At 36.7% G+C, this 25,612-nt stretch carries 25 protein-coding genes and 1 tRNA gene; 10 read left to right on the top strand and 16 right to left on the bottom strand.

Going from position 1 to position 25,612, the window contains the following annotated elements:
- Positions 1–306: 306 nt before the first annotated feature.
- Genes A9Y75_RS10595 through A9Y75_RS10585 form a run of 3 tightly spaced genes read left to right on the top strand, consistent with a single transcriptional unit; the run spans position 307 to position 1,515 of the window.
- Positions 307–672: a hypothetical protein gene (locus A9Y75_RS10595; RefSeq protein ID WP_071189515.1), complete on the top strand. Its 366-nt coding sequence runs from the start codon at positions 307–309 to the stop codon at positions 670–672.
- A gap of 27 nt (positions 673–699) precedes the next feature.
- Positions 700–1,044 carry a hypothetical protein gene (locus tag A9Y75_RS10590; protein WP_071189514.1) on the top strand — a complete coding sequence of 115 codons (345 nt, stop codon included), beginning with the start codon at positions 700–702 and terminating at the stop codon, positions 1,042–1,044.
- Between the two features lie 3 nt (positions 1,045–1,047).
- On the top strand, positions 1,048–1,515 hold the full coding sequence (locus tag A9Y75_RS10585; RefSeq protein ID WP_071189513.1) for a hypothetical protein: 468 nt from the start codon (positions 1,048–1,050) through the stop codon (positions 1,513–1,515).
- 28 nt (positions 1,516–1,543) lie between these two features.
- Here the strand turns inward: A9Y75_RS10585 and A9Y75_RS10580 are convergent, their stop codons facing one another.
- The 4 genes from A9Y75_RS10580 to A9Y75_RS10565 all read right to left on the bottom strand — a co-directional run bounded on the left by A9Y75_RS10580 (position 1,544) and on the right by A9Y75_RS10565 (position 3,135).
- Positions 1,544–2,029 carry a DUF3368 domain-containing protein gene (locus tag A9Y75_RS10580; protein WP_071189512.1) on the bottom strand — a complete coding sequence of 162 codons (486 nt, stop codon included), beginning with the start codon at positions 2,027–2,029 and terminating at the stop codon, positions 1,544–1,546.
- 5 nt (positions 2,030–2,034) lie between these two features.
- A complete protein-coding gene (locus A9Y75_RS10575; RefSeq protein ID WP_071189511.1) occupies positions 2,035–2,271 on the bottom strand; it encodes a UPF0175 family protein in 237 nt (78 codons plus the stop codon).
- 118 nt (positions 2,272–2,389) lie between these two features.
- Positions 2,390–2,731, bottom strand: a complete 342-nt coding sequence (locus tag A9Y75_RS10570; protein ID WP_053539158.1) for a XisI protein — start codon at positions 2,729–2,731, stop codon at positions 2,390–2,392.
- Positions 2,719–3,135, bottom strand: a complete 417-nt coding sequence (locus A9Y75_RS10565; RefSeq protein WP_071189510.1) for a XisH family protein — start codon at positions 3,133–3,135, stop codon at positions 2,719–2,721. Before A9Y75_RS10565 ends, A9Y75_RS10570 begins: the two co-directional genes overlap by 13 nt.
- Positions 3,136–3,360: 225 nt before the next feature.
- Between A9Y75_RS10565 and A9Y75_RS10560 the strand changes: the two genes are divergently transcribed.
- The 3 genes from A9Y75_RS10560 to A9Y75_RS10550 all read left to right on the top strand — a co-directional run bounded on the left by A9Y75_RS10560 (position 3,361) and on the right by A9Y75_RS10550 (position 4,569).
- Entirely contained in the window at positions 3,361–3,657 is a 297-nt protein-coding gene (locus A9Y75_RS10560) for a hypothetical protein (protein ID WP_071189509.1), read from the top strand.
- 5 nt (positions 3,658–3,662) lie between these two features.
- Positions 3,663–4,067, top strand: a complete 405-nt coding sequence (locus A9Y75_RS10555; RefSeq protein WP_071189508.1) for a PIN domain-containing protein — start codon at positions 3,663–3,665, stop codon at positions 4,065–4,067.
- A 61-nt stretch (positions 4,068–4,128) separates the two neighbouring features.
- On the top strand, positions 4,129–4,569 hold the full coding sequence (locus tag A9Y75_RS10550; RefSeq protein WP_071189507.1) for a ubiquinol-cytochrome c reductase iron-sulfur subunit: 441 nt from the start codon (positions 4,129–4,131) through the stop codon (positions 4,567–4,569).
- On the opposite strand, the gene A9Y75_RS10545 is transcribed toward A9Y75_RS10550, so the two are convergent.
- From A9Y75_RS10545 to A9Y75_RS10505, 9 genes are all read right to left on the bottom strand, one after another.
- A complete protein-coding gene (locus A9Y75_RS10545; protein WP_071189506.1) occupies positions 4,566–6,500 on the bottom strand; it encodes an adenylate/guanylate cyclase domain-containing protein in 1,935 nt (644 codons plus the stop codon). The two genes, A9Y75_RS10550 and A9Y75_RS10545, sit on opposite strands and share 4 nt — an antisense overlap.
- 12 nt (positions 6,501–6,512) lie before the next feature.
- Positions 6,513–7,232 carry a DUF928 domain-containing protein gene (locus A9Y75_RS10540; protein ID WP_071189505.1) on the bottom strand — a complete coding sequence of 240 codons (720 nt, stop codon included), beginning with the start codon at positions 7,230–7,232 and terminating at the stop codon, positions 6,513–6,515.
- A 181-nt stretch (positions 7,233–7,413) separates the two neighbouring features.
- Entirely contained in the window at positions 7,414–7,827 is a 414-nt protein-coding gene (locus A9Y75_RS10535; RefSeq protein ID WP_071189504.1) for a hypothetical protein, read from the bottom strand.
- A 132-nt stretch (positions 7,828–7,959) separates the two neighbouring features.
- Positions 7,960–10,563, bottom strand: a complete 2,604-nt coding sequence (locus A9Y75_RS10530; RefSeq protein ID WP_071189503.1) for a CHAT domain-containing protein — start codon at positions 10,561–10,563, stop codon at positions 7,960–7,962.
- Complete coding sequence (locus A9Y75_RS10525; RefSeq protein WP_071189502.1) at positions 10,560–11,129, bottom strand: POTRA domain-containing protein; 570 nt, start codon at positions 11,127–11,129, stop codon at positions 10,560–10,562. The genes A9Y75_RS10530 and A9Y75_RS10525 overlap by 4 nt, the downstream gene beginning before the upstream one ends.
- Before the next feature lie 196 nt (positions 11,130–11,325).
- Complete coding sequence (locus tag A9Y75_RS10520; RefSeq protein WP_071189501.1) at positions 11,326–11,955, bottom strand: Uma2 family endonuclease; 630 nt, start codon at positions 11,953–11,955, stop codon at positions 11,326–11,328.
- A gap of 437 nt (positions 11,956–12,392) precedes the next feature.
- Positions 12,393–13,526: a class I SAM-dependent methyltransferase gene (locus A9Y75_RS10515; RefSeq protein ID WP_071189500.1), complete on the bottom strand. Its 1,134-nt coding sequence runs from the start codon at positions 13,524–13,526 to the stop codon at positions 12,393–12,395.
- A 134-nt stretch (positions 13,527–13,660) separates the two neighbouring features.
- Positions 13,661–16,531 (bottom strand): S-layer family protein, encoded by a 2,871-nt coding sequence (locus A9Y75_RS10510; protein WP_236721370.1) that lies wholly within the window; start codon positions 16,529–16,531, stop codon positions 13,661–13,663.
- A gap of 84 nt (positions 16,532–16,615) precedes the next feature.
- Positions 16,616–18,316 (bottom strand): ShlB/FhaC/HecB family hemolysin secretion/activation protein, encoded by a 1,701-nt coding sequence (locus A9Y75_RS10505; protein ID WP_343232399.1) that lies wholly within the window; start codon positions 18,314–18,316, stop codon positions 16,616–16,618.
- Between the two features lie 338 nt (positions 18,317–18,654).
- Between A9Y75_RS10505 and A9Y75_RS10500 the strand changes: the two genes are divergently transcribed.
- The 4 genes from A9Y75_RS10500 (at position 18,655) to A9Y75_RS10485 (ending at position 22,026) form a co-directional block, all read left to right on the top strand.
- Positions 18,655–19,221 carry a hypothetical protein gene (locus A9Y75_RS10500; protein WP_071189499.1) on the top strand — a complete coding sequence of 189 codons (567 nt, stop codon included), beginning with the start codon at positions 18,655–18,657 and terminating at the stop codon, positions 19,219–19,221.
- Between the two features lie 238 nt (positions 19,222–19,459).
- Entirely contained in the window at positions 19,460–20,962 is a 1,503-nt protein-coding gene (locus A9Y75_RS10495; protein ID WP_071189498.1) for an ATP-binding protein, read from the top strand.
- Positions 20,934–21,602: a response regulator transcription factor gene (locus A9Y75_RS10490; RefSeq protein ID WP_071189497.1), complete on the top strand. Its 669-nt coding sequence runs from the start codon at positions 20,934–20,936 to the stop codon at positions 21,600–21,602. The genes A9Y75_RS10495 and A9Y75_RS10490 overlap by 29 nt, the downstream gene beginning before the upstream one ends.
- A 352-nt stretch (positions 21,603–21,954) precedes the next feature.
- A tRNA-Lys gene (locus tag A9Y75_RS10485) sits at positions 21,955–22,026 on the top strand.
- Between the two features lie 202 nt (positions 22,027–22,228).
- On the opposite strand, the gene A9Y75_RS10480 is transcribed toward A9Y75_RS10485, so the two are convergent.
- The 3 genes from A9Y75_RS10480 to A9Y75_RS10470 all read right to left on the bottom strand — a co-directional run bounded on the left by A9Y75_RS10480 (position 22,229) and on the right by A9Y75_RS10470 (position 25,520).
- On the bottom strand, positions 22,229–22,564 hold the full coding sequence (locus tag A9Y75_RS10480; RefSeq protein WP_071189496.1) for a hypothetical protein: 336 nt from the start codon (positions 22,562–22,564) through the stop codon (positions 22,229–22,231).
- A gap of 152 nt (positions 22,565–22,716) precedes the next feature.
- Entirely contained in the window at positions 22,717–24,414 is a 1,698-nt protein-coding gene (locus tag A9Y75_RS10475; protein WP_071189495.1) for a DUF262 domain-containing protein, read from the bottom strand.
- 200 nt (positions 24,415–24,614) lie between these two features.
- Positions 24,615–25,520 carry a TetR/AcrR family transcriptional regulator gene (locus A9Y75_RS10470; RefSeq protein ID WP_071189494.1) on the bottom strand — a complete coding sequence of 302 codons (906 nt, stop codon included), beginning with the start codon at positions 25,518–25,520 and terminating at the stop codon, positions 24,615–24,617.
- Positions 25,521–25,612: the final 92 nt, after the last annotated feature.

Raw genomic sequence — 25,612 nt, 5'->3', positions numbered from 1 at the left:
GAAATAACTGTTAGTAGTTTCCTGGTTGGTGGTGTAACTGTTTCGATGTTGTTACGTTAGTGTGATTTTTCATAACAATTCGTATAGTAGGTTACGGAATTTGGGTAACTATGCAAAAATCGGATAAAAAGATTGCGATTTTTACATAATTAAGATAATACAAAGCATTTGTGACTATTTATATAGCATTAAAAAATGTATTGACTAAAAGTGATTAAGAATCATTACATAGGCATTGCTTTAATGAGACTTTGTTTATTAAGATAACCGCATAAACAGAATGGAAATTTTTACAAATCTAATCTTATGCCCAGTTTTAATTTGAGTGACTCAATTGCGTCAGTTAAAAATGCTTTTTCTCAAGCATTAAAATCTATTCCTGAGTTTGTAAATCTAAATGCTTTTGATAAAGGAAAAGTTATAGATGCTAATTTTAAGTCTCTTATCAAAGACTTAATGAAAGATTTCGGTATGATTGCTGGTGAAGATTATAAAGATGATTTACTTGATAATGAACCAGCCGCTGATTTTGTTATTCTTTCAGAAAGGGCAAACAATTTGATGAAAGATTTGTTAGAAGGAAGGATTACAGTGGTTAAAGAACATTCTAGAGTGAGTAAAGCAGGTGCTAATTGTATAGTTAAAGCTCATTTTAGAAAAGTTACGAGATAAATCAATTTAATAATTCATGTACTAAATATGCAATCTAAAGTTTTTAAACAGGGAAATTACATCTGGGAATGCAAATCTTCCCACGATCTTAGTGGTGAAATTGATTTAACTTATTTGAAGTCAGCAATTAAAGAAGTAGAAAAAAGATGGGAAAGAGAAGGAAAACCAAGTGGTTATAATTATGTATTTCCCATTAATTTGATCACAAATACAGCTAGACAAGAGTTAGAAAGATTTAAAAATGCTTACCGAGGTCAGGTAGACATTGACTATTATGATCGGGAACAGGTGCAAAAATTAATTCAAGGTTTGTCAAAAATGAGTGATATGGAATCTCTTGTTAATTATATAAAACAGGTATGGAAAGGGTAAATTATGTCGCAAACTATTCAATTTTACACAATAACGATTTTCTCAGAAAAATTTGTTTCAGAATTTAATGAAGAAACATCACCTTTTTCTTTAGATAGTATTTACAAATGCTTGAAAGAGTTGTTTAAAGGAACTGAAAAAAACGCAAAAGAGTATAGAGACAAATATTTTGAAAGTGTAGAATTAGATATATCCATTAGTGGAACTGAACTAGAACAAATAGATAAAGATTTTACTCAAGAATTACAATATATTTTTGATCCCGAAACTGATATTTTTTCATTAGTTGATGACAAGCTTTGGTTCTCCTTGCAAAAAATCATACATAATAAAATGAAGGTAATTATTAATGGTGAAAATGACGAAAATGATATAAATAAAATATTAAAGTTCAATACTGAAATTAGTAAAGACTACGCTAAATTATCAGAACTTTTTCATAAAAGAAAATTGTTTATAGCTCTTTTTTAGTATGGAAGTTTTTACCTGTTACCTATTATCATTCACCAACAATTGATAAAATACGATTATAAAGAGAGGGACTAACCCAAAATTTAGCTGTATTAATTAAATCATCAAGAATAGGTTTAACTAAGGGAATTAATTTCTGACGTTTTGCGTCAATTAAAATTCCTAAAATACCTGTTATCTTTAAGTTATATTCTGTTGCTGTTTGTCTGCCTAATTGTTCATCTATAATTAGCAAATCTGCATTTAATTCTAATGCTAAAGCTATTACCGAAGATTCCCCTTCGTCCAATTTGTTTTTTAGAGATTGTACTAAAGTAAGATTATTAACAGGTTTTACAATAATCCAGTCATAAGTTTTGACTTCTTTTGCTCCTGGTATTGACTCTCCCCATTGTGTTAATTCTTGAAAAACGGCTGATGATATGATGATTTCTCCATAAAGTTGTTCTAATAATTGGATTTTTCCTATAGCTGATAGATTAGTAATAGGTGAAGTATTGCTAACTATGATCATAAATTTTAGATAATTCCCAAGTTTTTTAAATCAACATCTAAATCAGTTTCATCATAATGAATATTAATGTTTCTGATAGCTAATTCATTTTGAAATTGCAGTAAAGGCATTTTAGCAAGTTGGGATGCTTTACCGATACTAATTTTTTTCCTTTGAAATAATAGAATAATCAACTCTAACACTAATTCCTTTTCTGATAATCCACTTGCTTGGACAATATCTTCGGAAATGACTAAGCTCATTGTGATCCTCCTGTTAACACAGATTAGGAAAATTATAACACACAGGTAGAGGCTTGATACTTTCTGTTATAAATTTGAGAACAGACACTAACTTATTTGCATCATTTTAAAAAGAGAATTAAGCAAAAGCAAACTCAGTCAATTTCCGAGTTTCTGGATCATAAAAAGCTAAAACAATATCTTCTTTGGGTACACCTTCTCTTAATAAGTCTGTAGCTATTCCCTCTTCAGTCCAATCTTCCTCAATGTAAATTTTCTCATTTTTAATGCGAATATAAACAGAAATTGTTTTTACTCGTTTATCATTTTTCCAACCAATATTAAACCAAAGATATTGACTTCTTTGATCATCAAACATTAACACTTCATCTATATCAGGATCAATTACTTGTGATGAGATTTTTTCATATTCAGTTAAAATTTGTTTGATTAAGTTTTGATAATGAGTTAGCTTGTCCATTTGATAACCACCTCTTGATTAATATCAATAACTAATAGTGAAACTTGATATTTTTGTAAAATCAGTTGAATAGCAACTTGTTCAAAAAACTTTTCATAAATATTTTTACTGATGGCTAAAAATACTTTATATTCAGGATGAGTAACCAAAAGAAAAGTTTGATAAATCAGATATTGACCTAAAGCTGTTTCAAATTCACGCATGGGAGAACGACTCAAAAAACTTTTAACTTCAATAACAATTTGTTCACTTTCTTTTGTCGCAGCAATCGTTTTTTCACCAGCTAAATCAGCAATAAGTCTGATTTCTTCATACTTAATCGGATAAGGATCAGCGGTAATCGTCCAACCAGCCTTAATTAAAGCATTTTTAACCGCATCATGGTAAGTATCCTTTGCTGGCATTGTTTTATTTGTAATTACAGGGTAAACATTACCCACTGTAATATTATACTAAACCAAAACGGCATCATATATAAAACTTAATAATTAAACTATTAATTTCAAGGTCTGACACAATCTATTCCTCATAAATTAACACTGGAGCAATGAACAAACATCACAAAACTAAAAAATGCTACAATATATAACATCCATGAATATCATTTACATTTCCCAGGAAGAAATATTATGTTATCAACAGAACTTCAACAAGAATCCATGCTCAACAGAATTGAGAAAATTGTGACTATTTTAATGGAAGAACGTCCTTTATTTAAAGAAGAACTTAATCCAAGAGAAATAGTTGAACATTTATATCATATCGTTCAGCAAAATTTAACTAAAGAACAATTCAATAACTTATCCGATGACAAGTTAAAAGAAAATTGTAGCTTTGTCATGTCAACAGAAATCATGTCAGGAATGTTAGATGATTTAACACCTGAACAAATCGCAATTTTTGATGAAGCAGTTAAACGGAAATAAGTATTTTGAGTTATTTATTAGATACAAACATTGTTTCTTTTGCGATTAAGAAAAATTTGCAGATTACGCAAAAGTTAGAAGTAATGAAATTTCAAGGTGTGCCAATTTATATTAGCTGCATTACTTATTTTGAAATAAAAAGAGGTTTACTTGCTGTTAATTCCCCTAAACAAACAGAAATTTTTAATAAGATTGGACAAGATTACCAAATTATTTTTCTAGACGATTTAGCGATTTTAGAAAAAGCGTCAGAAATTCATGCGAATCTCAGATTAAGAGGATTACCAATCCAAACAGAAGATATTTTAATTGCTGCGACTGCTATTATTAAAAATTTTACTCTCGTTTCTAATGATAGTGATTTATTGAGAGTTGAAGAATTAAGTTTAGAGAATTGGTTACAGGAATAATGACAGTATCGAAGTAATAATATATATTGGTGAAAAACAACACATTAACTAAAAGCAACTAATGAAACGTCGTGAGTTTATCAATTGGGTAGGATTGGGTTGTTTAGCTAGTTCTTTACCTGTCGCACTTGCTGCTTGTTCTCCCCAAGCCAGCACATCTGCTACTTCTGGATCTAATGATGCTAATAAGGGCTGGCAAAAGGTGGGTACTATTGCAGAATTAGATAAAACTGGGCAATTATTGGCGGAGAATTCACCCATTGGTGCAGTATTGGTAGTAGGGACATCTAAAGCTGCAAAAAATTTAATTGCTGTTAACCCTACTTGCACTCACAAAGGTTGTACAGTTGCGTGGAAAACAAATAAAAATCAATTTGTCTGTCCCTGTCATGATGCAGAATTTGGTGGTGATGGTAAGGTGAAAGCAGGTCCTGCGGAAAAACCTCTGAAAACTTATCAAGCTAAGATTGAAGCTGGTTCTGTCTTAGTTAAAGCAACTTAAGAAAGTAGAACTTGGTAAATTTGAGTTAATTGATCTCGTCCTTTTAGCTGGCTACTGCCGATAAATTTTGTAGGAAACTTATCTTTAATATGTTGATAAGTTTCTTCACTAATCAAAATTCGGCAAAGTCCACAATTCAAAGATTTATCATAACTTTCTAGTCGAGATGCGATGTTTACGGTGTCTCCCAGGGCTGTATATTCTGCTCTTTTGGCATTGCCTAACATACCTGTAACTACTGTTCCTGTGGCAATACCAATGCGAATAGCAACGGTGGGATTACCTGATAACTGCCATTGTTGATTAAGCGATCGCAATTTATCGGCCATTGCTAAAGCACAACCTACTGCATTTTCGGCATCAACGGCGATTTCTGTCAATCTTGTGCGTTCAATCGGTACACCAAAAAGCGCCATTACCGCATCACCAATAAATTTATTCACCATACCGTTATATTCCAGGACAATATCAGCCATTGCTTGCATATATTCATTCAGCCAAGACATCAGCGCTGTAGGACTTATGGTTGTAGCAATAGAGGTAAAACCCTCTAAATCTGAAAATAGTACAGTTGCTGTCATTTCTCGCCCGACAATTGACCCTTTCTGGAGCAAATTGTGGCGAGATGTCCAGATTTGATCAGCAACTTGAGAGGTAACTTGCTGTTTAAACAGTGCCATGAGAGTGTATCGATCTTGACGTTCTAAACTAGTAGTGTAGATAGCAATAGCGATCGCAGATCCTCCTAAACCTACTAAAGGTGGGACAACTGGAATCCACCAACCTTGGAGAAAAACGAGGTAAGAACCAAAAATCAAACTACTTCCAGCCACTATTAAACTTAATATTGTTTCTTTATAGGAAATATTTTTATGAATAAATTTTTGAGAACGCAATGTCCAGCCGAGAATAGCACCGACAAAAGACCATAAAATAATCCATAACCATTGTATTGCTTCGGGACTACCTCGCATCATCGGTCTTTCTTCAAGTGCAGCACTCAAAATTTGACTAATAACATTAGCATGAATAACTACCCCAGGCATTCTTTCTGGAAAAGCACTAAAAGAACTACTATAAGGAGTGAAAAAATCATCATGTAAACTTTCCGCAGTTGCGCCAATTAAAACAATGCGATCGCGTCCCCAATCCTGTGGTACTTTACCATTCAACACTTCCATGATTGAATATTTTTGAAAGTACTCTTGCGTCCCTCTAAAATTCAATAAAATCTGATAACCTCGATCATCGGTGCGAATATAACCACCATCATTTTTTTCAAAAGGGATAAAAGTAGCTTTTCCTAATTGATAATGACGTTTTTCAGCATCTAGTTCTTTTAACTCAATACCTTTATTTTCCAAATACATTAAAGATAGTCTTGTCCCCAAACTCATAACTTGCTCACCCGAATTAGGCTCAAGAGAAATTAGACCCCGACGGACTTTACCATCAGCGTCTAATAACAAATCAGAAGCAGCTATTTGATCAAGTTTATTTAAAATAGGATGGGGATTTACTGCCGGACCAAATCCATCTCCTACTACCTTTTTGACTCCAATTAGATTTGGTGTAGATTTGAGAATCTCAATGAGTTTTTCATTACCAGGTTGTACAGGTAAATCTCGATATAAATCCAACCCAATAGCTACAGGTTTTTGTTGGCGGATTGTATCCAACATTTTCGCCAGCACAGCATCAGGGATGGGCCATTGTCCAACTTTTCTAATTGTGTCTTCATCAATAGTGACTACCACAATGCGGGAGTCTAGAGGTTCTGGGGGACGCAGTTTAAAAAACTGGTCGAGTGCTGCCCAATCTATCACCTGAAACAATCCCAGAACCCGCATGAGAATGATGAAACCCGCTACTGATGGAGTTATTAGCAATACTGCTCGCCAGTTATTGAGAAACTGTTTGAGTTTAATCACATCAGCGGACTGTTAATTTTTGGGCTGCTGACAACAATCAACTACAGGTACTTGGCTAAGTTCAGTTAAGCCAACAGACTGAAGAAGTTCGTGCCATTCAGCGCCAATTTGAGTATTTTGGGGAAGCGATCGCTTCAAATCAGCTAAAGTGGCTACAGTATCATACCAAAGCCCATGTTGAGCATAGAGTTTAGCTTTTTCTAAAGGACTGGCAGTTGCCAGACTACTATTAAGAGCAGAACTGAGTTCGACACGTTCCAATTTTCCTTCCAGAACTATATCCCGTTGTCGTTCCTCTGGATCACAAATCAAAGCCAGATTCCATTTATACCGCTTACCAACTGCCAAAGGTTCAGCCGCTTTCGGAATTTTAAAGCTAGTAATTCCGGAGGTAGCATTCAAATCAACGACAGTTTGGTAAATTCCGTTGCCTTCTTCATCCCATAAAGTCAACTCAGCCTTCCGAGTTGCCGGTTCAGATATTTTCACCAGCACTGTGGGATAAGCCGCTGCGGTTAATTCCCTTTCTGTCGCTGGTATCAATGCCGTCAAAATTGGTTGTGGGGATGAAGTCCCAACCTGCTGACAAACTCCCCTAGTTGCGCCCCCTGCGGTTTTATGGGGACTACCTTTAGCGCGAAAGGTGACACTGTAGGCTGGTGTTAAGGGTAACAGTACCAGTCCGGTAAAAAGCAGAGATAATACAGAACGAGATAATTTTTGCATATTCATAATTTAAGATTGAAAGTTATCTAGTTATATAAACAAGGAATATTTACTGTATTTCTGTAATTGCGATTTCTAGGCTTCTAAGTATTTCTCCTTAGAGAGATGAATTAATTGTAATTTTCATGAAGAACTAATGTGATTATACTGAAAAGTCCTGAAAAATAAAATACCCCCAGGTAAAAATTCACAATAGCTTTAAAAAAGTAGAGACGTTTCGGCGGAACGTCTCTACAAAGTTTATTTTAGCTGACATAATCCAAGTATCTAGAGCATCTTGAATTTTACCCCGTTCTAGTTGTAATTGTCCTTGAATATCGAGACTTTGGGCAAGTATGCGCTGTTGTTTGGAAGTTGGAGTTTGGGATTTGAGAAGGGAAAGACTAGAATTGATATTTTCTTCTGCTTGTTCCCATTGTCCTAACTGTCCGAAGGTTGCAGCGAGATTACTTAATACTATACCTTGATTTAAGAAGTCTCCCTGATTCTTAAATCCGGTTGCAGCTTGTTGTAATAAAAAGACAACTTCTGGAAACTTTCCCGCATCATAAAGAATTCGAGCTTGTTGAATAATTGTCTGTGGTTGTTGGATTTGAGCCATTACAGGAGTAACGCCAATTGTCAACAACAGAGAGAGGAAAAACAATAAAATTGATTTTAGTAATTCATGAATTACCCCTACTTCCGTTCTCTTTTGCGTAAGTCCTATAATTTTTTAATTTTTACCAAATGTCTATTGCCAATTTCCTATCAACACAAAGGCCGACCAAAAATAAGGATTCTGGAACTTACGATTTTTTAATAGCAAAAGTTGAGCATTGCGGAGGGCTTCAGCTTTACTAACTTTTGACTTGGCCAATTGTCGGTAAAATTCACTAATGAGGATAGATGTAGATTCGTCGTTAACTTGCCAAAGAGTCCCCACAGTGCTACGAGCGCCCGAACGAATTGCTATACCTGCCAAGCCTAAAGCCGCACGTTCATCACCAGCAGCCGTTTCACAGGCACTGAGAACTAACAATTCAATAGGAAGTTTTTGGGAATTACTGCGCGATTCTCTGAGTAATTGGTCTAATTCCTTCACATTTAGCCGCTGATTCCAAGTCAAAATAAAGGTGTCTGCGGCATTAGAGCTAAATTGGCCATGTGTAGCTAAATGAACAATGGGAAAAGACACGGCTTTAATTTGCTTTTGTAGCGCCTCAACTATAAACTGCTGATTTAAAAGTGTATGTGTTGGTATTTCTGATGAAATCTGTTGAACTTCAGTAGCCACATCTGGTAAAGCTGGAAAACCCTGACGTGCTTCCGTTAAAGCCGCAATTAAGGCTTTGAGTTTAACTTGGGTGAGGGGTTTAGGTTCGAGAAGTTGGAGTCCAGGAGTCAGAGCAATGTTATATTTTTCTAGGAGATATTGTTGGCCATCATGAAGCGTGGCCATTGGTAAACTCTGTAAAGCACCATCGAGGACAAATACCAAAGTTTTGATACCATTGGCAGTCAAATCAGCCTCTGCGGGACGAATTAGCCAATCGTAAAGTTTTTGAACTTTGGGTAATCGCTCTTGCGTAAAAGCCGTCCGTCTCAGGGAAATTCGGGCTTGCTTAATGGCATTTTTTAATTCTGCTTGGGGTTGATTAGTTGTGTATTTACGTAAAGGTTTACCAGGAATAGAGAGAATAACTTCTAGTCTGTCATTTAAAATAATCGGATAAATAACAGCAGCAGTGGGATCAATTTGATCAATTAATTTCGGTTTAGCATCTGCACAAGCATCACGGAAAAAGTTATCTAATTCTGCTAATTGCAAAGATTCAATTATCTGCCGAGCTTGTTGCAATTTAGCCTGATTGGGAGATTCTTCTTGCAGTAGCAACCCGACTAACTCCCGATAAATAGGTTCTACACTTTCCCGAAAAGAAAATTGGACATCAGGGTTAACTGTCACTAAGTCACCGCGCAAAGAACCTAGAATTTTAATAGATTGAGTATATTGAGAAATTGCGCCTTCAGTATTTTTTTGTAATTGTTGAATACGTCCTAATTGCCAAAATAATTGATAAGCAATATCAGGATATTCAAAAGATGGAGCTAAATTCAACGCTTGAGTTGTATAGTTTTCCGCTCTTTTCCATTGTTTTTGCAGTTCAGATAATCTTCCCTGAGTGAGTAATATATAAGCTTGAGTGCGGGGAGTTCCTAAATTTTGGGCTTGTTGATAAGCACGGTTAAGAATTTGCTCAATTTCTGTAAATGATTCAGAATAATGTATTGCTAATTTAATTAAACTTTCAACTAGATTAATTTGAGAGTAGATTCCCGTTTGATTATTATAAATTTGATTAATTTGCGGTTTTAATGTTAACCATAAAGTTTGTGCTTCTTGCCAGTTTTGCAAATTTGTAAATAAACTGAGACGATTTAATAAAGCTTGAATTTGAGTATTTTGACGAGTTGCTAATTGAGCAGAATTAATATAAGCAGCAAGTGAATTTTCTTGATATTGATTTTTTTGTTGTTTATTTAAACCAGGTTGATTAGCAAAAGCACGGGCTGTATTTCCAATATTTAAATAAACTTCTGCTGCGATTTGAGGAAGACTTAATTTTTCAGCAGCTTGTAAACCCAAATTTAAAACTTCTTGAGATTCATGCAACTGTCCTAAAACTCGCAGAACATGACCTAAAGCATTTATAGATTGTATATTCTGCAAAGAGAATGATTGATTTTTCCAAGTTGCTAATGTTGCAGAGTCAACTTCACAGGTTGATGTTTCTAAATTTAAAGATAGTAATAGTGTTTGGCAAGCTCTGGGATATAATCCTAATGATTGTAAAGCTAGACTTTGGTTAATTTGACTTTGGATAATTCGTTCTTTTGCTCCTAGCTGTTTGTAGATTTTAGCTGACATAATCCAAGTATCTAGAGCATCTTGAATTTTACCCCGTTCTAGTTGTAATTGTCCTTGAATATCGAGACTTTGGGCAAGTATGCGCTGTTGTTTGGAAGTTGGAGTTTGGGATTTGAGAAGGGAAAGACTAGAATTGATATTTTCTTCTGCTTGTTCCCATTGTCCTAACTGTCCGAAGGTTGCAGCGAGATTACTTAATACTATACCTTGATTTAAGAAGTCTCCCTGATTCTTAAATCCGGTTGCAGCTTGTTGTAATAAAAAGACAACTTCTGGAAACTTTCCCGCATCATAAAGAATTCGAGCTTGTTGAATAATTGTCTGTGGTTGTTGGATTTGAGCCATTACAGGAGTAACGCCAATTGTCAACAACAGAGAGAGGAAAAACAATAAAATTGATTTTAAAAGCGATTGGGTAAATTTCATGAATAAATCTGAATAAGCATATTTATATTATTTTCTGTTAATTCCCCTTCAATAATCTGGATTTTTACCACACCACCTTCTCTAGGAAAGGTTTGGTTAGCAGAAATCACCGCACCAGAATTTATATATCCGGCTTCGACATATTTTTGCGTTATGGCTGTCTCTATTGCTATCAGTTCCCCAAAGGTGATTTCCCTATCTGTAAAGGGCTTGGTGACTTCTGCAAGTTGGCGATCGCTAAATGCAGTGTTTCCCTCAAATTCAACGCCTTCTACACGAATTGTCCCCGGAATCTGCGGCGATATTTCCCCCGGTTGCGGTATGGGTGGATTTGTTTCCAGGGGAGTAGGTGGAGACTGTTCTGGTTGAACTGGGGTTAATTCAGGTTTTTGAGGGATAATGGGGTTAGGTAGTTGACCCACAGAAGCTTGAATTCTACTATTTAATTCCCCTGGATTTTGAATACCTAAAAGCTGTACAAGCCCCGCATCAATAGTAATATTTCCTGCATCACCTGAACCTAAAGAAGCCGCCGAAATTATCCCCCCATTCTCAAGAGTCAGCACTGGTGTAGAAAGGTAAATATCACCTCCTCTGCTATTAGTATAAGTATCAGCACTGAGGAAACTAATACTCCGGCCTCCATTCGCTAAAACCCCAGAAACACCAGTTAATTCTACTGATCTCCAAACCTCTCCCCTTGTAGGGGAGAGGCTTTGACTCCCACTTCCCTGGTAGGGAAGGGGGCTGGGGGGGTTAGGTCTATATTATATTTTTTAACGCCCACCTACTTAAAATCTGAGAAATCGTTAAGTTTAAATCTGGAAAAAGTGGAGATATGATTTGATCATCACCTCTAAATTGATTAATTTCATATTCTTCATCAATTAAGGAATATACTGAGATAGTTGGTTGTTTAGGATTACCGATAAATCTTCTCCCACCGAAAGCAGCATAATCAACTATCCAATATTCAGGAATACCCATTGATTCATATTCATCAGCTTTGATGGAATAATCTGTTTTCCAATTACTGCTAACAATTTCTATGACTAAAGGAACAGAAGCAGCTTGAGTAATGGTTGATTCTTTTTTCCACAAGGGTTCATTAACTAAGTTATTTCTATTCAATAGTAATAAATCAGGTGAATAGGCTGATGAACCGTTAGGTGTTTTAATTAAAGCTGTTTTAGGGATAAAATAAGGAAATTGGAGTTTTTTGTATTCTGTGACTATTTCTTCTACTAAAAATCCAATAATTTCCTCATGATCTCCTAGTGGCGGGTTCATTTCAATAATTACTCCGTTGTGTAATTCATAGCGTAATCCTGTTTCTGGATACCATTGGATAAATTCGTCAAAGGTTACTGGTTTAGTTAAGGTTTGAACCATAATTCACCTCTTGAATGGTTATGATTATTTTACACTGATACTAGGGCATTTTATATAATTATTTGGCTAAATCATAGTATTTGTTATCAGTTGAAGAATTAATTCAGGAAGATTTATCTTTACCCAATCCTAATAGAGTATTTTTAGTAACGTAAGTTGCTAGTTAAGTAAACTGTCTGATAGCGTTCACGTAGTGTGCCGTAGGCATAGCGTGGCGTAAGCCATATCAGGATGTCCAGGATTAAAGGATTAACAGGATGAAGACAGAAATTTACTCACCAATTACCCAATTACGAATTACGAATTACGAATTACCAATTACCAGGTTCAACCAGATAACTAGCAACTTGAGTTAGTAGAAAAAATAAGGGGGACTTTTACTCTAGTTCCCCCCTTATTAAGGGAGTTAGGGGGGGAACTGGCAGTATCTTCAAAGCTTAAGCATGAACCATTAAATATTGTCCATTACCATTGTATTCACCGTCACAACTTGCAAAATTAGAGACAAACCAAATCAAATAGAACCGCCAAATGCGGCGAAATTTGGCATATTCAATACCGTAATCTAAATCTTTAACTATTGCATGAGAATCATCAAAATTTTTCAGCCAATTAGCAAAAGTTCTGGAGTAATTAGAGCCATTAAGATACCATCTATTAATAGTTTTTAGGTCTTGATTATAGCTAGGAACTGCATCATATTTCCAGTAACGTCCATGAGGAAAAATGTATTTGTGGGTAAAAACACTGGAGATATTATTAGGAGTGCGGACTGTGATAATGTGAATAAAAACCCGACCATTATCCTTGAGAAAAGATGCCAGCTTTTGGAAAGCTTTTGTTAAATTACCTACATGACAAAAAACGCCAATTGAGAGAATTTTATCAAATTTTGTTTCAAATTGGGAATCATTCAAATCTCCTTCATAGAGAGTAAAACGACCTGAACTCAGGTAACTTTCAGGATCTTGCATTTTCTGACGCATATATTCACATTGCTCGTGACTCAAGTTAATTCCTGTAAACTTGACATTAGGGAATTTGGACAGAATATAATTTGCTACGCAACCCCAACCACAGCCAAAATCTAAAATATTATCGCCATCTTTTATTTCTAATTTATCAATTACATCATCCATCATTTGCATTTGCGATTGTTCTAGATTGGCTGCTCCTTTTTCCCACAATCCCATACTATATTTAGGATAAATGAGTTTTCCATCACCTAACATGGGATTCAGCATAGCTTGAGGCAAATCGTACTGAATTTTCATTAAATCTGGCGCACCTTCGGCGGTATGCTCTGTTTCTGTTAATACCCATTCGTAGGGTGCAAGGAGAGATGGAAAATATTTGAAAAAGACGGGCATACAACTATCAAAAAGCGATCGCAACACAGAATCTGGTACTTCTAATCCATTAATGTAGGACTCTGCTACTGCCATTTGCACAGCATTAACTGTACTAACTGCGATACGGGTTGCTCTGTAGGCAATCGGACTTTTGGTATGCACATCTCCCACTATGGGAATATGTTTTTCAAGGTTTTGTAAACTAGTTAATGAAATCATATTTATATTGGGTTGGGTTTGGAATATGCCGCTATTGTATCCCAACAAAACCAAGGAAAAATAACATTAAATAATAGATATTCCCTGAGATAGATCGTAGGAGAAAAACAGGAATAATAAATATATTTCCATGTTCACTCTGGCTGACAATTAGATAAAGGTCGCCAATCACGTTGAGAAAATTCCCCCGTTGGTTCATAAGCCAAAAGCGTCACTTCTCCCTTTTCATTCATCACCCAACCTTTCGCCGGTATAACTTCAGTTTTAGGTAATTGGTGATTAGTAATTATTTCTCTCTGCTCCCTGCGCCCTGCACCCTGCCCCCCTGCCTCTTCCACCCAAGCAAACTGCTGAGAATTACCGCTCAGAGCGTCATTAGGACTTGGTGGTACTCCTCCCCGTCCAGTGATAGAAAACTCGCTCCCTGCCCCTTTTGTACAGGGATTAGCGGCAATTAAAGTATTAGGATCAACGACATTTTGCGGTATTTCTACCAACCCTTGGGCAGGATTCACCCCAGAAGTGCTAAAAGTGACTGTCCCTTGTAAAGAAGGCCCCGATATTTGGGAAAAAGCGGCGATGTCACTGGTAGTCAGTAGTGATGTAGGATTTACCTGTAAAGCTGCAAATTGGGCATCTGTCAACCCTAAACGCTCTCTAACTTGTTCTCGACTAACCGCTGTAAAACCAAATATATTCGGAACATTGACAGTAACTTTGCCACCTTGGGCTGTGCGAGCATTAGCTGTGATATCGCTATTTTCTTGGGGAAATGCTAAAAGGATGTCACTGTTGATATTGATGTTACCACCGTCAGAACTACCCGCATCAGTAGTAATTGTACTGGCTCGACGTAACTGTACATCTTTGGCTGTGATATTAACGTTTCCCCCACCACCTGCATCCGTACTACCATTAATACTACCTTGATTATTGAGGGTAATAGCATCAGCAATAATATTAATACTCCCAGCCTTCCCTGTTCCTAAAGCCTGAACATTAATTGTAGATTCATTTTGTACAAGCAATTGTTGAACATTGAGATTTAAGGAACCCGCATTTGCTGTAGCGTTGGGATTAGTGAACTCACCTACAATCCCCACAGAAGCTTGAATTCTACTATTTAATTCCCCTGGATTTTGAATACCTAAAAGCTGTACAAGCCCCGCATCAATAGTAATATTTCCTGCATCACCTGAACCTAAAGAAGCCGCCGAAATTATCCCCCCATTCTCAAGAGTCAGCACTGGTGTAGAAAGGTAAATATCACCTCCTCTGCTATTAGTATAAGTATCAGCACTGAGGAAACTAATACTCCGGCCTCCATTCGCTAAAACCCCAGAAACACCAGTTAATTCTACTGATTCAGTCGCCCTAATTGTTAAATTTCCTCCAGTTCCCCCCGTCGGATAAAGCAGCATACTACCAATAGCCACACCACTTGTTAAGGTAATTCCCGCGCCATCAGAGATCAATAATCGTTTAGTATCAATAGTAATATCCCCAGCTTTGCCAGTTGAACCAAAAGAAGTTGTCCCAATTAAAGTTTGTGATACACTTCCAGCCGGAGTACGCAATACTTCTACTGATTCAGAGGCTTGAATATTGATATTTCCTGATGCTCCTTCACCGCGATTCAAGCTTGCTAAACTAGAACCATCACGCACTATTAACCGTTCTGAATTAATGGAAATATCTCCTCCTCTGCCGGTACTTCCCTGAAAAGTACCACTGTTAATTCCAGAACTGACTAATTCTACAACTTTGGCATTGATATTGAGTTTTCCCCCATTTTCAGATCCATAAGTTCCACCTCCTATGACTGCTCCATTTTCTAAAAATAAATTACCAGTATTAATTATGATGTCTCCAGCAGCCCCTGTACTAAAAGTATTATTACTCAAAACAATTGGCGAATCAAACGGGTTTACTAATCCAGTTATCAGATATGTAGCTATCAAATTTTGCAGACTAGGAAAGCCTACACCACTCAGTTCTATAGCCTCTTTAGTGTTGATGTTTACAGCCCCTCCTGCACCCTCACCAAAGGTTGTAGTGGATATTTGCGATCCCCCCTGAGCGCGGAGTTTTTGAGCATTAATATTTATGCCATTTCCATCTAAATTTCCTAAAGTTAAAGCAAAAAGACGAGAACTATTTAAAAGGATATTATTACTTTTTAAATCTATTGTTCCACCACCAATACCGCTAGTATTAATAAGTGAATTATTGGTTATTTTAATATTGCCGAAATTCTGAATATTGTCATAATTGAAAGTTGTATTTTTTGGATTAAGAGCGAAATCAACTAAACCTGGACTAGCCACACTACCCAGAATAATTTGTCCGCTATTAGCAGTTAAATTACCATTATCAAGTTGAATATTACCACCAATAAAGGCTAAACTTTGACCAGTATCTACGGCTAGACCAAGATTATTTAATATTGGGATATCTAAGGATAATTTTGGTAAATTTAATGTTCCTCTAGCTTGTGATTGATTGATAATTGCCCCAGGATTTTCTCGAAATCTCAACCCAACAGGAATATTGACAGTTAATAAAGGTGTTGTGGGATTATTACTACTAAATTCAAAACCATTATTAAATACCACACTATCTGCCGTAGAAGCAAAAAACGAACCCCGCAAATCTAATTGAGCATTTTTACCAAAAACAATTCCTTGGGGATTTAATAAAAATAAATTAGCAGTTCCCAAAACTCCTAATGTTCCGAAAATATTGCTAGGATTGCTACCTGTAACGCGGGTAAAGATATTGGTGATATTGTTGGGATTTGTAAAATAGACTCCTCTGCCTTCACTAACATTGAATTCTTGAAAACTATGAAACAGACTAGAACCACGAATAGCTCCACCTTCAATATGATCAGATAGTGAATTATTGATAATGTGGGAATTTTCCGAACCTAGAGTATTATCTGGAATAACTTGGGCTAAGGCTGGGAGCGAATTAAAGTTTCGCGCAAAGATACAAAGGAGCAAAGGCGCAAAGGAAGATTTCCACCTAAATTCTTTGATTTTCTCTGTGTCTCTGCGCCTCTGCGTGCAAAAAAGTATTTTCATAATTTAAAAGAGAAAATAGTTAATAGTAAAATAAAAACCTTGATCTTGTAAAGTTTGATTATTTGCTTTCACATCAATTAAAGGAATACCATAATCTAAACGGGCATTTAAACGATTGCTCATTTGCCAGATTAACCCTAAACCTGTACCTAATAAACTATTTGATTGGGAATTGGGTTTTTCTCCAGAATAGTTCCACCCAATTCCAAAATCAATAAAAGGAGCAATTTGCAAAACGCTTTTTATTTCCGGTAAACGCACAATAGGGACGCGTAATTCTGCGGAAGTAATGACACCGCTATCTGTTAATATTAAATCTTGACGATAGCCGCGCACGCTTTTAGCTCCACCAATTCCTATCTGTTCTAAGGATAATAATGAATCTGTAGATAGCTGAATATCGGAACGCAGAATTAACAAAGTTTCTGGTGCTAATAACCGCACATATTGCCCTTGTCCTCTCCATGCGAAAAAACGACTATCTGGTGCATTATTATTGACTGTAGCATTGAAAATATCTGTTCCTAGGGAAAATTGCGATCGCGCGGCCAAAACTTGACGAGGGCTACGTTGCACATATTCTTGGAAAAACCGCAAACTGGAAACGCTGGTTTCTCCTTCGTTATTCGCTCCTGGAGACAGGGGAAATCGTTCATTGAATAGGGATGTTTCGCTTTCCTGTCGGGAAAAAGTCAACCCTAAAGCTAGTTCTTGATTTGGCTTCTGAACAATCGGTTGACGATATGTGAGTTGGTATGTGCGTGATTTTCCTTCAATATCCCAGCGATTAAATGGTTGTTCAATGACGTTAGTATTAGTTACACCTGTTGTAAATTCAATTGTGCCATTACGGGCATTGATGGGTAATATATAACTGGCATCAAAAGTATTACTGCCATCACTGTTGGTATAAGATAGCTGTAATCCATCACCCAAACCGAGTAAATTACCTTGATTAATCTTTATCCCCCGTCGGAAACTACCTACGCTGGGAGAACGATTGTTATCTGTAAATATTTCACCACTGAAGGTATCTGCTTCTTTAACTCGCACTTGTAAACGACTTTGTTGGGGACGGCTTCCTGGTTGGAGTTCGGCAGATATATTAGTAATGAGGGGGTCTAGTTGCAGTATTTGTAAGGCTTCTAGTAATCGGTTACGGTTGAGGGGTTTTTTGGTAGCGATTTCTAGGCGCGATCGCACATAATTAGCATTAAGGCGACGATTGCCGATAATATTAATTTCTGTTAATTCCCCTTCAATAATCTGGATTTTTACCACACCACCTTCTCTAGGAAAGGTTTGGTTAGCAGAAATCACCGCACCAGAATTTATATATCCGGCTTCGACATATTTTTGCGTTATGGCTGTCTCTATTGCTATCAGTTCCCCAAAGGTGATTTCCCTATCTGTAAAGGGCTTGGTGACTTCTGCAAGTTGGCGATCGCTAAATGCAGTGTTTCCCTCAAATTCAACGCCTTCTACACGAATTGTCCCCGGAATCTGCGGCGATATTTCCCCCGGTTGCGGTATGGGTGGATTTGTTTCCAGGGGAGTAGGTGGAGACTGTTCTGGTTGAACTGGGGTTAATTCAGGTTTTTGAGGGATAATGGGGTTAGGTAGTTGAGCGATATAGCTAATTTCTATATTTTTGGCCTCACGCAGAGGCGCAGAGGAAGAGACTTCCGTAGGCGGGTTTCCCAACTTGTTCGCGAAGCATCTCGAAGAGAGGAAAGTGTCCGTCGCGCAGAGAGTCATCAAGAGTATGTCTAAGTACATAAAAACTGCTTTAAGTCTAAAGTCATCAATTCATAGGATTTAAGTTGCATAAATATAAAAATACATAATACTGCATCCAGTATACTGCCCAAAATCCGAAGCGGTTTGAAGATTTTGATTGGTCTTGGGAGCGGTCTTTTTGATAAGTACCCAGACAGAATGAATTACATATTGATGAACTTTTTCTCATGAATTATTTAAGCAAGGTTCATGTAACGGTGTGACATTAATAACTGTAACCTTTCACAAAAACTTTAACCATAATGCTAAAACCAATTTCCGGTGTGGCGATGACATTAATCGGACTTAGCACTAGTCTAATGTTCCCTCATATTGCGATCGCAGAAGAAATTGCCTGCCAAGGAAGCTTAGGTGCAATCACCGTTGATAATGTGAAAGTACCTCAAGGCAAAACTTGTACACTCAATAGAACAACTGTTAAAGGAAATATTGTTGTCGAACGGGGAGCAACCCTCAAGGCCATAGGTGCAAAAGTAAATGGCAATATTCAAGCCGAGGGAGCAAGTCTAGTCGATGTAAATTCCAGTGCTACCGTAGGTGGAAGCATCCAAGTGAAGCAGGGTAGAACTGCTCGTGTGGTGAGTACACGCATTACTGGAGATGTGCAGTTCGAGTCAAACTCAGGACAAATGGTTGCTAACCAAAACCAAATTGGCGGAAGTTTACAAGCCGTTCAAAATACTGGAGGGGTGACGATTCGGCAAAATCGCATTAACGGCAATTTGCAGTGTAAAGAAAATGCTCCTCAGCCAATTGGTGGCGGTAATATCGTTCAAGGTAGTAAAGAAGATCAGTGTGCAAAGTTATAAAAATCACGGTAATTCTTGAGAAGAATACTTTGATAAACTCCACTTTCATTTACTAACTCTGTACCAAGGAGCGATCGCTATGCTCGTTGTATATTGCTCCTTGGTAAAATGAATTGGCGAAGAAGGAGAGGCTTAGATCCCCGACTTCTTAAAGAAGTCGGGGATCTTTTTGTTCATGAATCATTTACGCTATATATGCATAAATAGCTGGATTTAATTCATTACTTTAGTTAGCTTTATGTGGAATTATCGAAAAATTATATTTACCTCTATTCGGTCAAGAATTTTTATTTTTTATTTTATTTTATTATCTCTATTTTTAGTTATTACAGTACCATTAATATTCAAATTTGTATTTTCTGCAATTGCTAATCGGGTTACTGAAGATATTAGAGAAGAAGCAGAAATATTTCAAGGACTTCTTCGTAATGACAGTAAGATAAAATATAAATTAGCTCTTAGAAATCAAGAAATACAATATCCAAAAGATGCTGGGCAACTCGCTAACTTATTTAACATTTATCTCTCACGACGCGTCCCAGAAGATGACACTTATCTCATCGGTGTCTTGAATGAAGATTTTTATCGTTCCAGTCCAGAAGCACTGCCTAATGGATTCCAGCCTGAATCATCATTGATGCAGTCTTTGATAAAAATAAAAACAGTCCAGGAGGGTATTAAACTGCAACCTAATACGAAGACTGGTAATATTCTCTATATCGTTACACCAATTCGCTTTGAAAAACAGATTATTGGACGCTTGATTGTTGTCCATGCTGTACGTGGAGAGCAAGAAGAAGCTTTTGATACCCTAAAAATAGTTTTTTGGGTGATGATAGGTGTCTTTATATTATCTGTTGTTGTCACCTGGTTTATGGCAGGAAAAGTTCTTTCTCCCCTCAGTTCCATCATCTCTACAGCAATTAAAATCACTGAGACAAATCTCAACGAGCGAATCGAAGTCCAAACAAGTGGAGAATTGGCTGAATTAACAAACTCTTTCAACGCCATGATGAATCGTTTAGAAGCTGCTTTTGTCAGTCAAAAACACTTTATAAATGATGTCAGTCATGAATTGAGAACACCGATCACGATCATTAGAGGGCATTTAGAACTAATTGATCTAGATCAGGCTTCTAGTATTGAACAGGAAACCATTAATTTAGTAATTGACGAAATTGATCGCATGAGTCGATTGGTAGATGATCTGAGTTTATTGGCAAAGTCTGAGCGTCCAGATTTTTTACTACTAGAAACCATTGATGCTCAATCCTTTTTAAACACACTATCTGCTAAGATACAGGCTCTAGCTCATCGGAATTGGCAATTTCAGGGAAAGGTGAAAGGAATATTAGTAGGCGATCGCCAGCGTCTCACCCAAGCAGTCATGAATTTAGCCCAGAACGCTGTCCAACATACCCAGGAATGCGATCGCATTACCCTAGGTGCTTCTCTCAATAATGGCGAATTTAAGATATGGGTTCAGGATACGGGAGCAGGAATTGACCTCTGTGAGCAAGAACGAATTTTTGAGCGGTTTGCTCGTGTCAAGAATAGTTATCGTCGTTCAGATGGTTCTGGTCTGGGATTATCAATTGTCCGAGGAATCGTGGAAGCGCATCGTGGCTTGATTCAACTCCAAAGTCAACCAGGAACAGGATCGACCTTTATGATTGTCATACCTCTTAATCCACATCAAGCGCGGAAAATCGATGTCACAAATTCTGATTGCAGAAGATGAACCCCGGATTGCGTCCTTTATCGAAAAAGGTCTCAAGAGTCACGGTTTTATTACCACTGTTGCTACAGATGCCCAAAAGGCACTGTCATTAGGGCTAAGTGGTATGTTTGAACTTCTGATCCTCGATTTAGGACTACCTGGTAAAGATGGCTTTGAGGTCTTAAAAGACCTGCGTGGGCAAGGTGCAACTCTACCCATCCTGATTTTGACTGCCCGTGATGACCTCCAAGATAAGGTATCTGGGTTAGAAGCTGGTGCTGATGATTACATGACAAAACCCTTTAGATTTGAAGAGTTACTTGCCCGTATTCGTGTTCGTTTAAGATCTGTCAATCACATCTCTACATCAGAAAAATTTACTCTGAATGCTCATAATATTGTGTTGGATCTAAGAACCAGAAAAGTAAAGGTAAATAATCAGTTGATTGAATTACCTTTCCGTGAGTTTATCTTGGCGGAAACTTTTTTTCGTCATCCGGGACAGGTTCTGAGCCGTCAGCAACTGCTTGATAGAGTCTGGGGATATGATTACGAGCCTGGGTCTAATATTGTCGATGTCTATGTTGGATATTTGCGAAAAAAATTGGGTAGCAACCTCATCGAAACCGTTCGTGGCGCAGGGTATCGCTTAATTCCATGATAATATTCTTAACTCAGATATTGCACCTAAAAATAGGCATCACCGTATAAAAACGTTAAATAAGTACGGTTAAGGCTGAAAGTCTTACTGGACGAGCATTATGGAAATCGCTATTTTTGCCCCTTAAAAACTTGGACAGTCGAAATTAAAATGTACCAATTAGCCTCATTTTTCCCTCATTCCACCAATCAGTTGAGGGAAATCTGAGGGAAAATCTACATTAGTCAGGTTATTAACTGCTTTAAAGTGCTAACAGTCAAATCACTTTCACAATTATATTCCCGCTGTAGCCAGTTTTTTAACTGCAACACTAGCGCCAACGTCAAAAGTCTGATATTATGAGTCCTAGTGTGGGTGAGTAGCTCAACGGTAGAGCAGTTGACTCTTAATCAATTGGTTGCGGGTTCGATTCCCTCCTCACCCACTAAAGGTTTTTGACTACCAAGAATATTTCTCAGCTTACCACAGATGCAACACATAAAATTACATTCTCGTGTAGGCTTAGACGGCATTTTAGATTTAGAGGTTCCTGTATGAATTATAGATACAGAAATAGAAGTGACAGTCACAGTTAAAGCTTTAACTTCTAGACATCATAAATTTATTCATAAAAATTCAGAGCAAGTTTAAAAGGGATTTTCATCAATTTCTTGACGCAAATATTCCCAAGTTTCTGTTTGTTCTTGTAGTTCTCCTTCTTCTATCCATTCTTTTGTTAATTGTTTGAGTGCTTGATGTTGTTCATTTAAAAGTTGTTGCTGTTGTGCATCTCTTTCTTGTTGATTATGGTTTAATAATTCGGTTTTAAAAGTTACGCTTTCTCTAAATACTCGCATTATTTGTAGTAAGTTCGGCCAGTATTCTTTAGGTGTGGCTTGAATTTCGCGTAGAATGTCTGTTAGATAGTTTTCTTCAGCAGTGTTACTGACTTCAGGTTTATTAATTAAATTTGGTTGAGACATATTTATTTATTCCTTATAATGCTGATAAAGCAGGTATTTAGGCTATTTGTATAATTATAGCAATTGGTAGAGCAATCTTGGCCTCTCCCCTTTCCTTTGTAGAAAAGGGGGTTGGGTTCAGCCAGTGTGTGATGTGGCAATACTCACTCTCATTATCTAGTCCAAACTTTAATAGCTATATCAGCCAAGTATTCTGCACGGTTTTTGATTGCTTTTTCATCCCAATCATCTATTTTTGCTAACTCTCTATTCAAGGAAAAATTACTCTTCTTGAAATATTCCAATTTAAAGGAAAAGGGTTTGTTACCCATTTCAGAGTTATTGCCTGTTAACGTAAGGTTGCCTAAAGTATGTAACAGATATTTATGAACGGAAGCAGAATTTTCTCCTAACATCTTTTGCCATTCTGATGTTAATTTTTGAGGCATTATATGTTCTACAGTTAAAATATCAGTTTTAACCTTTTCTTTATTAAAAGATGACTCTAAAAGTTCCAAAATAAGTTTAGCTCTATCATTCTGACTAGGAGAATATATCCCAGTTTTAAGAATTCCAGTACTAAATGCCTCGTCGTCTGGCCATATTTTAGTCTTGTCATAATTTCTTAACACTTGATATAAGCCATCTACCAAATCAGTAGAATTTGCTTTTTTAACTTCAACATACAAATTATTGAAAATTTTCCCTAAACTATTAGTGGGAATTCCTGCGAATAAACGACGTACAAAATAAGACTCTAGATAAAGCAAAATTTTCTCAAACTGAGCCAATGATAAGCGGTTTGATTCATATTCATAATAAATATTTAGCAAGAAGATATGACAAGTCATAAAATCAAGCCGCTTTAATCTAACAAAGCAATTTCTTAACTTAGGTTCTGGTTCTTCATCAGGAAAATTAAAACATTGGTAATATTTGGCAAATTGTATAAGTTTTTGTAACTCAGATTTTACGCCATTTTCTGAAGTATCAAAACGCTTTTTGATGACTTTATAAACTTCCTTTTCATTAACATCATCACCATCTTTACGCAGATAATACCAAAATGCTTTAGTAAGTTCTGAAGCATATCCTTTATTTTCTAAACTCAGCTTAAAGCTTTCTATAAAAGGCAGCCATTCATTCTCATATACTTCTTGTCTGTCTTCAGGAGTTAATCTCATGAATATATAATTACGAACTAAGTCTACTTGAGTTAGTTCCTCTCCTTTATTATTTAAACTTTCAAAAATGAGATAGGCATTATCATTAGCATCAGAAGTAATATTTACCAAAATTAACCGTTCTAATACTATTGTTTTTAAACGTGCTAAATCAATTGGAATATCCTGATCAGGAACAGACTCTTTTAGCCGCTTATCAAAAAAAGCATAAGCCTCGGTTATTTTTCCTGACTGCAATTCTTTCTTTTTGGTTTTTACTGTTTTAGGATCAAGTATATTTTTATAGGCTTCACGATCATCTTGAGTTGGCAATACTTTAAAACAATCGTCATTTTTCTGATATTTGTCAAATAAGTAACGGTCATATATTTGTTCTGACATTTGTTTATCAGACTTCTTGAGATGATTACGTAATGCTGCCAAGAGAATACTGAAAGTAGTAAGTCGCTGTTGCCCATCTATTACAACATAAGGAGTAATACCATCAGCGGTGCCTAATTCTGCTTGTGTGACTATAGGACCAAGAAAATAAGAGCCTTTTACCTCCTCATTGTAAAGGTTCATTAAATCGTCCCAAAGAGTTTGCCAGTTTTTTTCTTCCCAAGAATATGGTCTTTGAAAAAGAGGAATTTGAAACTGTTTACCACCTTCTAGCAAATTTCGGAGTGTTGTTTCGGAAGCTTTCATGTTTTTCGTATAATTTAGACTCTCTTAAAAAGAATATAGTAAATTTCCTTAGATATGTAAAAATTTTGAGAAAGCCGCATAGGTAGGCTTTATTCCTTAAACAAACAGCACACTCAGTCAACTAAAGAGTTTCAGGATCATGAAAAGATAAAACAATATCCTCTTTCGGTATACCAGCAACATCCATGTATATACAAAAATTACCCTCCCAACTCCTTTCCATCCCCAAAGCCTTGACGAGCAAAGATTTCAATCATCTCACTGCGGGTCAAATTATTTGCTGCTGCTAATTCATCCAACTTAGCCCAAGCGGTATCTGTAAGCCTAATAGACCGCAACTTTTTAGACTCATCACCATAATCAGCCTCAAATCTCCCCCCAGTTGTGCGCTTACGTCTGGGTGATTTATGCCTTGTTCCTGAATACTTGTCACCATGTATATCTATTTTATTACTGGTGATTAAATTAACTAGATTATCAATCAAGCGATCGCTCTCCATTGGTAAAATCTCTTGACTATGGAGCATATTCTGAATAATTGTGAAATGGATTAATGTACCCTTAAAAATCCGTGCAGCTACCTCTGGATCAGGTAATTGTAGTTCTGGATGGGCTGTAAAATATTGAGTCAGCAAGTCCAACCCCGGTTTATCTACATTGCGGACAAAAACCTGCGCTAGTAGAGGGAAACGTCCAGATTCGGCAATAATTAGCCTCACCAGATTCAGTAATTCCTGTGAAGAATTAATATTATTTAAGATATTATTTGCCAAGCGACGCAGAACAATCTCTGGTTCACCTTCCAGAAATTGGGAATCTTCAGGGTTAAAAACTGCCAAATATTTTTTCTGTGCTAATCGTTCAATCAGTGCAGTAAATAACCCTTCCTTATCTTGAAAGTAGCTGTATACCGTTGTTTTCGATACACCGGCGGCGGCTGTCACTCTATCCATAGTGGTTGCAGCGTAGCCGTGTGTCAAAAACTCCTGCATTGCACCAGCCAAGATAGCATCAACTTTCTCTACTAACAGCGATTGCCTTTGGCACTGCGCTCCTCGCGATCGCTCTACAGAAATTTCTTCGACTTCTTTGTTCTTTTTTCGCATATCAGCTACCCAGATTAATTATTTTTGCAGTGACTATTGACAAGACTGTAATAGACGGTTTAGTTTAGTTACAGACAACTAAACTAATTAGT

This window comes from Trichormus sp. NMC-1 (assembly GCF_001858025.1).
Lineage (GTDB): Bacteria > Cyanobacteriota > Cyanobacteriia > Cyanobacteriales > Nostocaceae > Anabaena.
This window is presented reverse-complemented; position numbering and strand designations above follow the sequence as displayed.

Excerpts from the sequence above, each read along its gene's own strand:
- A9Y75_RS10590 (WP_071189514.1), top strand. The coding sequence starts at position 700 with ATGCAATCTAAAGTTTTTAAACAGGGAAATTACATCTGGGAATGCAAA.
- A9Y75_RS10575 (WP_071189511.1), bottom strand. The coding sequence starts at position 2,271 with ATGAGCTTAGTCATTTCCGAAGATATTGTCCAAGCAAGTGGATTATCA.
- A9Y75_RS10585 (WP_071189513.1), top strand. The coding sequence starts at position 1,048 with ATGTCGCAAACTATTCAATTTTACACAATAACGATTTTCTCAGAAAAA.
- A9Y75_RS10560 (WP_071189509.1), top strand. The coding sequence starts at position 3,361 with ATGTTATCAACAGAACTTCAACAAGAATCCATGCTCAACAGAATTGAG.
- A9Y75_RS10515 (WP_071189500.1), bottom strand. The coding sequence starts at position 13,526 with ATGATTTCATTAACTAGTTTACAAAACCTTGAAAAACATATTCCCATA.
- A9Y75_RS10565 (WP_071189510.1), bottom strand. The coding sequence starts at position 3,135 with ATGCCAGCAAAGGATACTTACCATGATGCGGTTAAAAATGCTTTAATT.
- A9Y75_RS10500 (WP_071189499.1), top strand. The coding sequence starts at position 18,655 with ATGCTAAAACCAATTTCCGGTGTGGCGATGACATTAATCGGACTTAGC.
- A9Y75_RS10580 (WP_071189512.1), bottom strand. The coding sequence starts at position 2,029 with ATGATCATAGTTAGCAATACTTCACCTATTACTAATCTATCAGCTATA.
- A9Y75_RS10470 (WP_071189494.1), bottom strand. The coding sequence starts at position 25,520 with ATGCGAAAAAAGAACAAAGAAGTCGAAGAAATTTCTGTAGAGCGATCG.
- A9Y75_RS10595 (WP_071189515.1), top strand. The coding sequence starts at position 307 with ATGCCCAGTTTTAATTTGAGTGACTCAATTGCGTCAGTTAAAAATGCT.
- A9Y75_RS10540 (WP_071189505.1), bottom strand. The coding sequence starts at position 7,232 with ATGAATATGCAAAAATTATCTCGTTCTGTATTATCTCTGCTTTTTACC.
- A9Y75_RS10570 (WP_053539158.1), bottom strand. The coding sequence starts at position 2,731 with ATGGACAAGCTAACTCATTATCAAAACTTAATCAAACAAATTTTAACT.
- A9Y75_RS10520 (WP_071189501.1), bottom strand. The coding sequence starts at position 11,955 with ATGGTTCAAACCTTAACTAAACCAGTAACCTTTGACGAATTTATCCAA.
- A9Y75_RS10480 (WP_071189496.1), bottom strand. The coding sequence starts at position 22,564 with ATGTCTCAACCAAATTTAATTAATAAACCTGAAGTCAGTAACACTGCT.
- A9Y75_RS10530 (WP_071189503.1), bottom strand. The coding sequence starts at position 10,563 with ATGAAATTTACCCAATCGCTTTTAAAATCAATTTTATTGTTTTTCCTC.
- A9Y75_RS10535 (WP_071189504.1), bottom strand. The coding sequence starts at position 7,827 with ATGGCTCAAATCCAACAACCACAGACAATTATTCAACAAGCTCGAATT.
- A9Y75_RS10490 (WP_071189497.1), top strand. The coding sequence starts at position 20,934 with ATGTCACAAATTCTGATTGCAGAAGATGAACCCCGGATTGCGTCCTTT.
- A9Y75_RS10550 (WP_071189507.1), top strand. The coding sequence starts at position 4,129 with ATGAAACGTCGTGAGTTTATCAATTGGGTAGGATTGGGTTGTTTAGCT.
- A9Y75_RS10495 (WP_071189498.1), top strand. The coding sequence starts at position 19,460 with ATGTGGAATTATCGAAAAATTATATTTACCTCTATTCGGTCAAGAATT.
- A9Y75_RS10475 (WP_071189495.1), bottom strand. The coding sequence starts at position 24,414 with ATGAAAGCTTCCGAAACAACACTCCGAAATTTGCTAGAAGGTGGTAAA.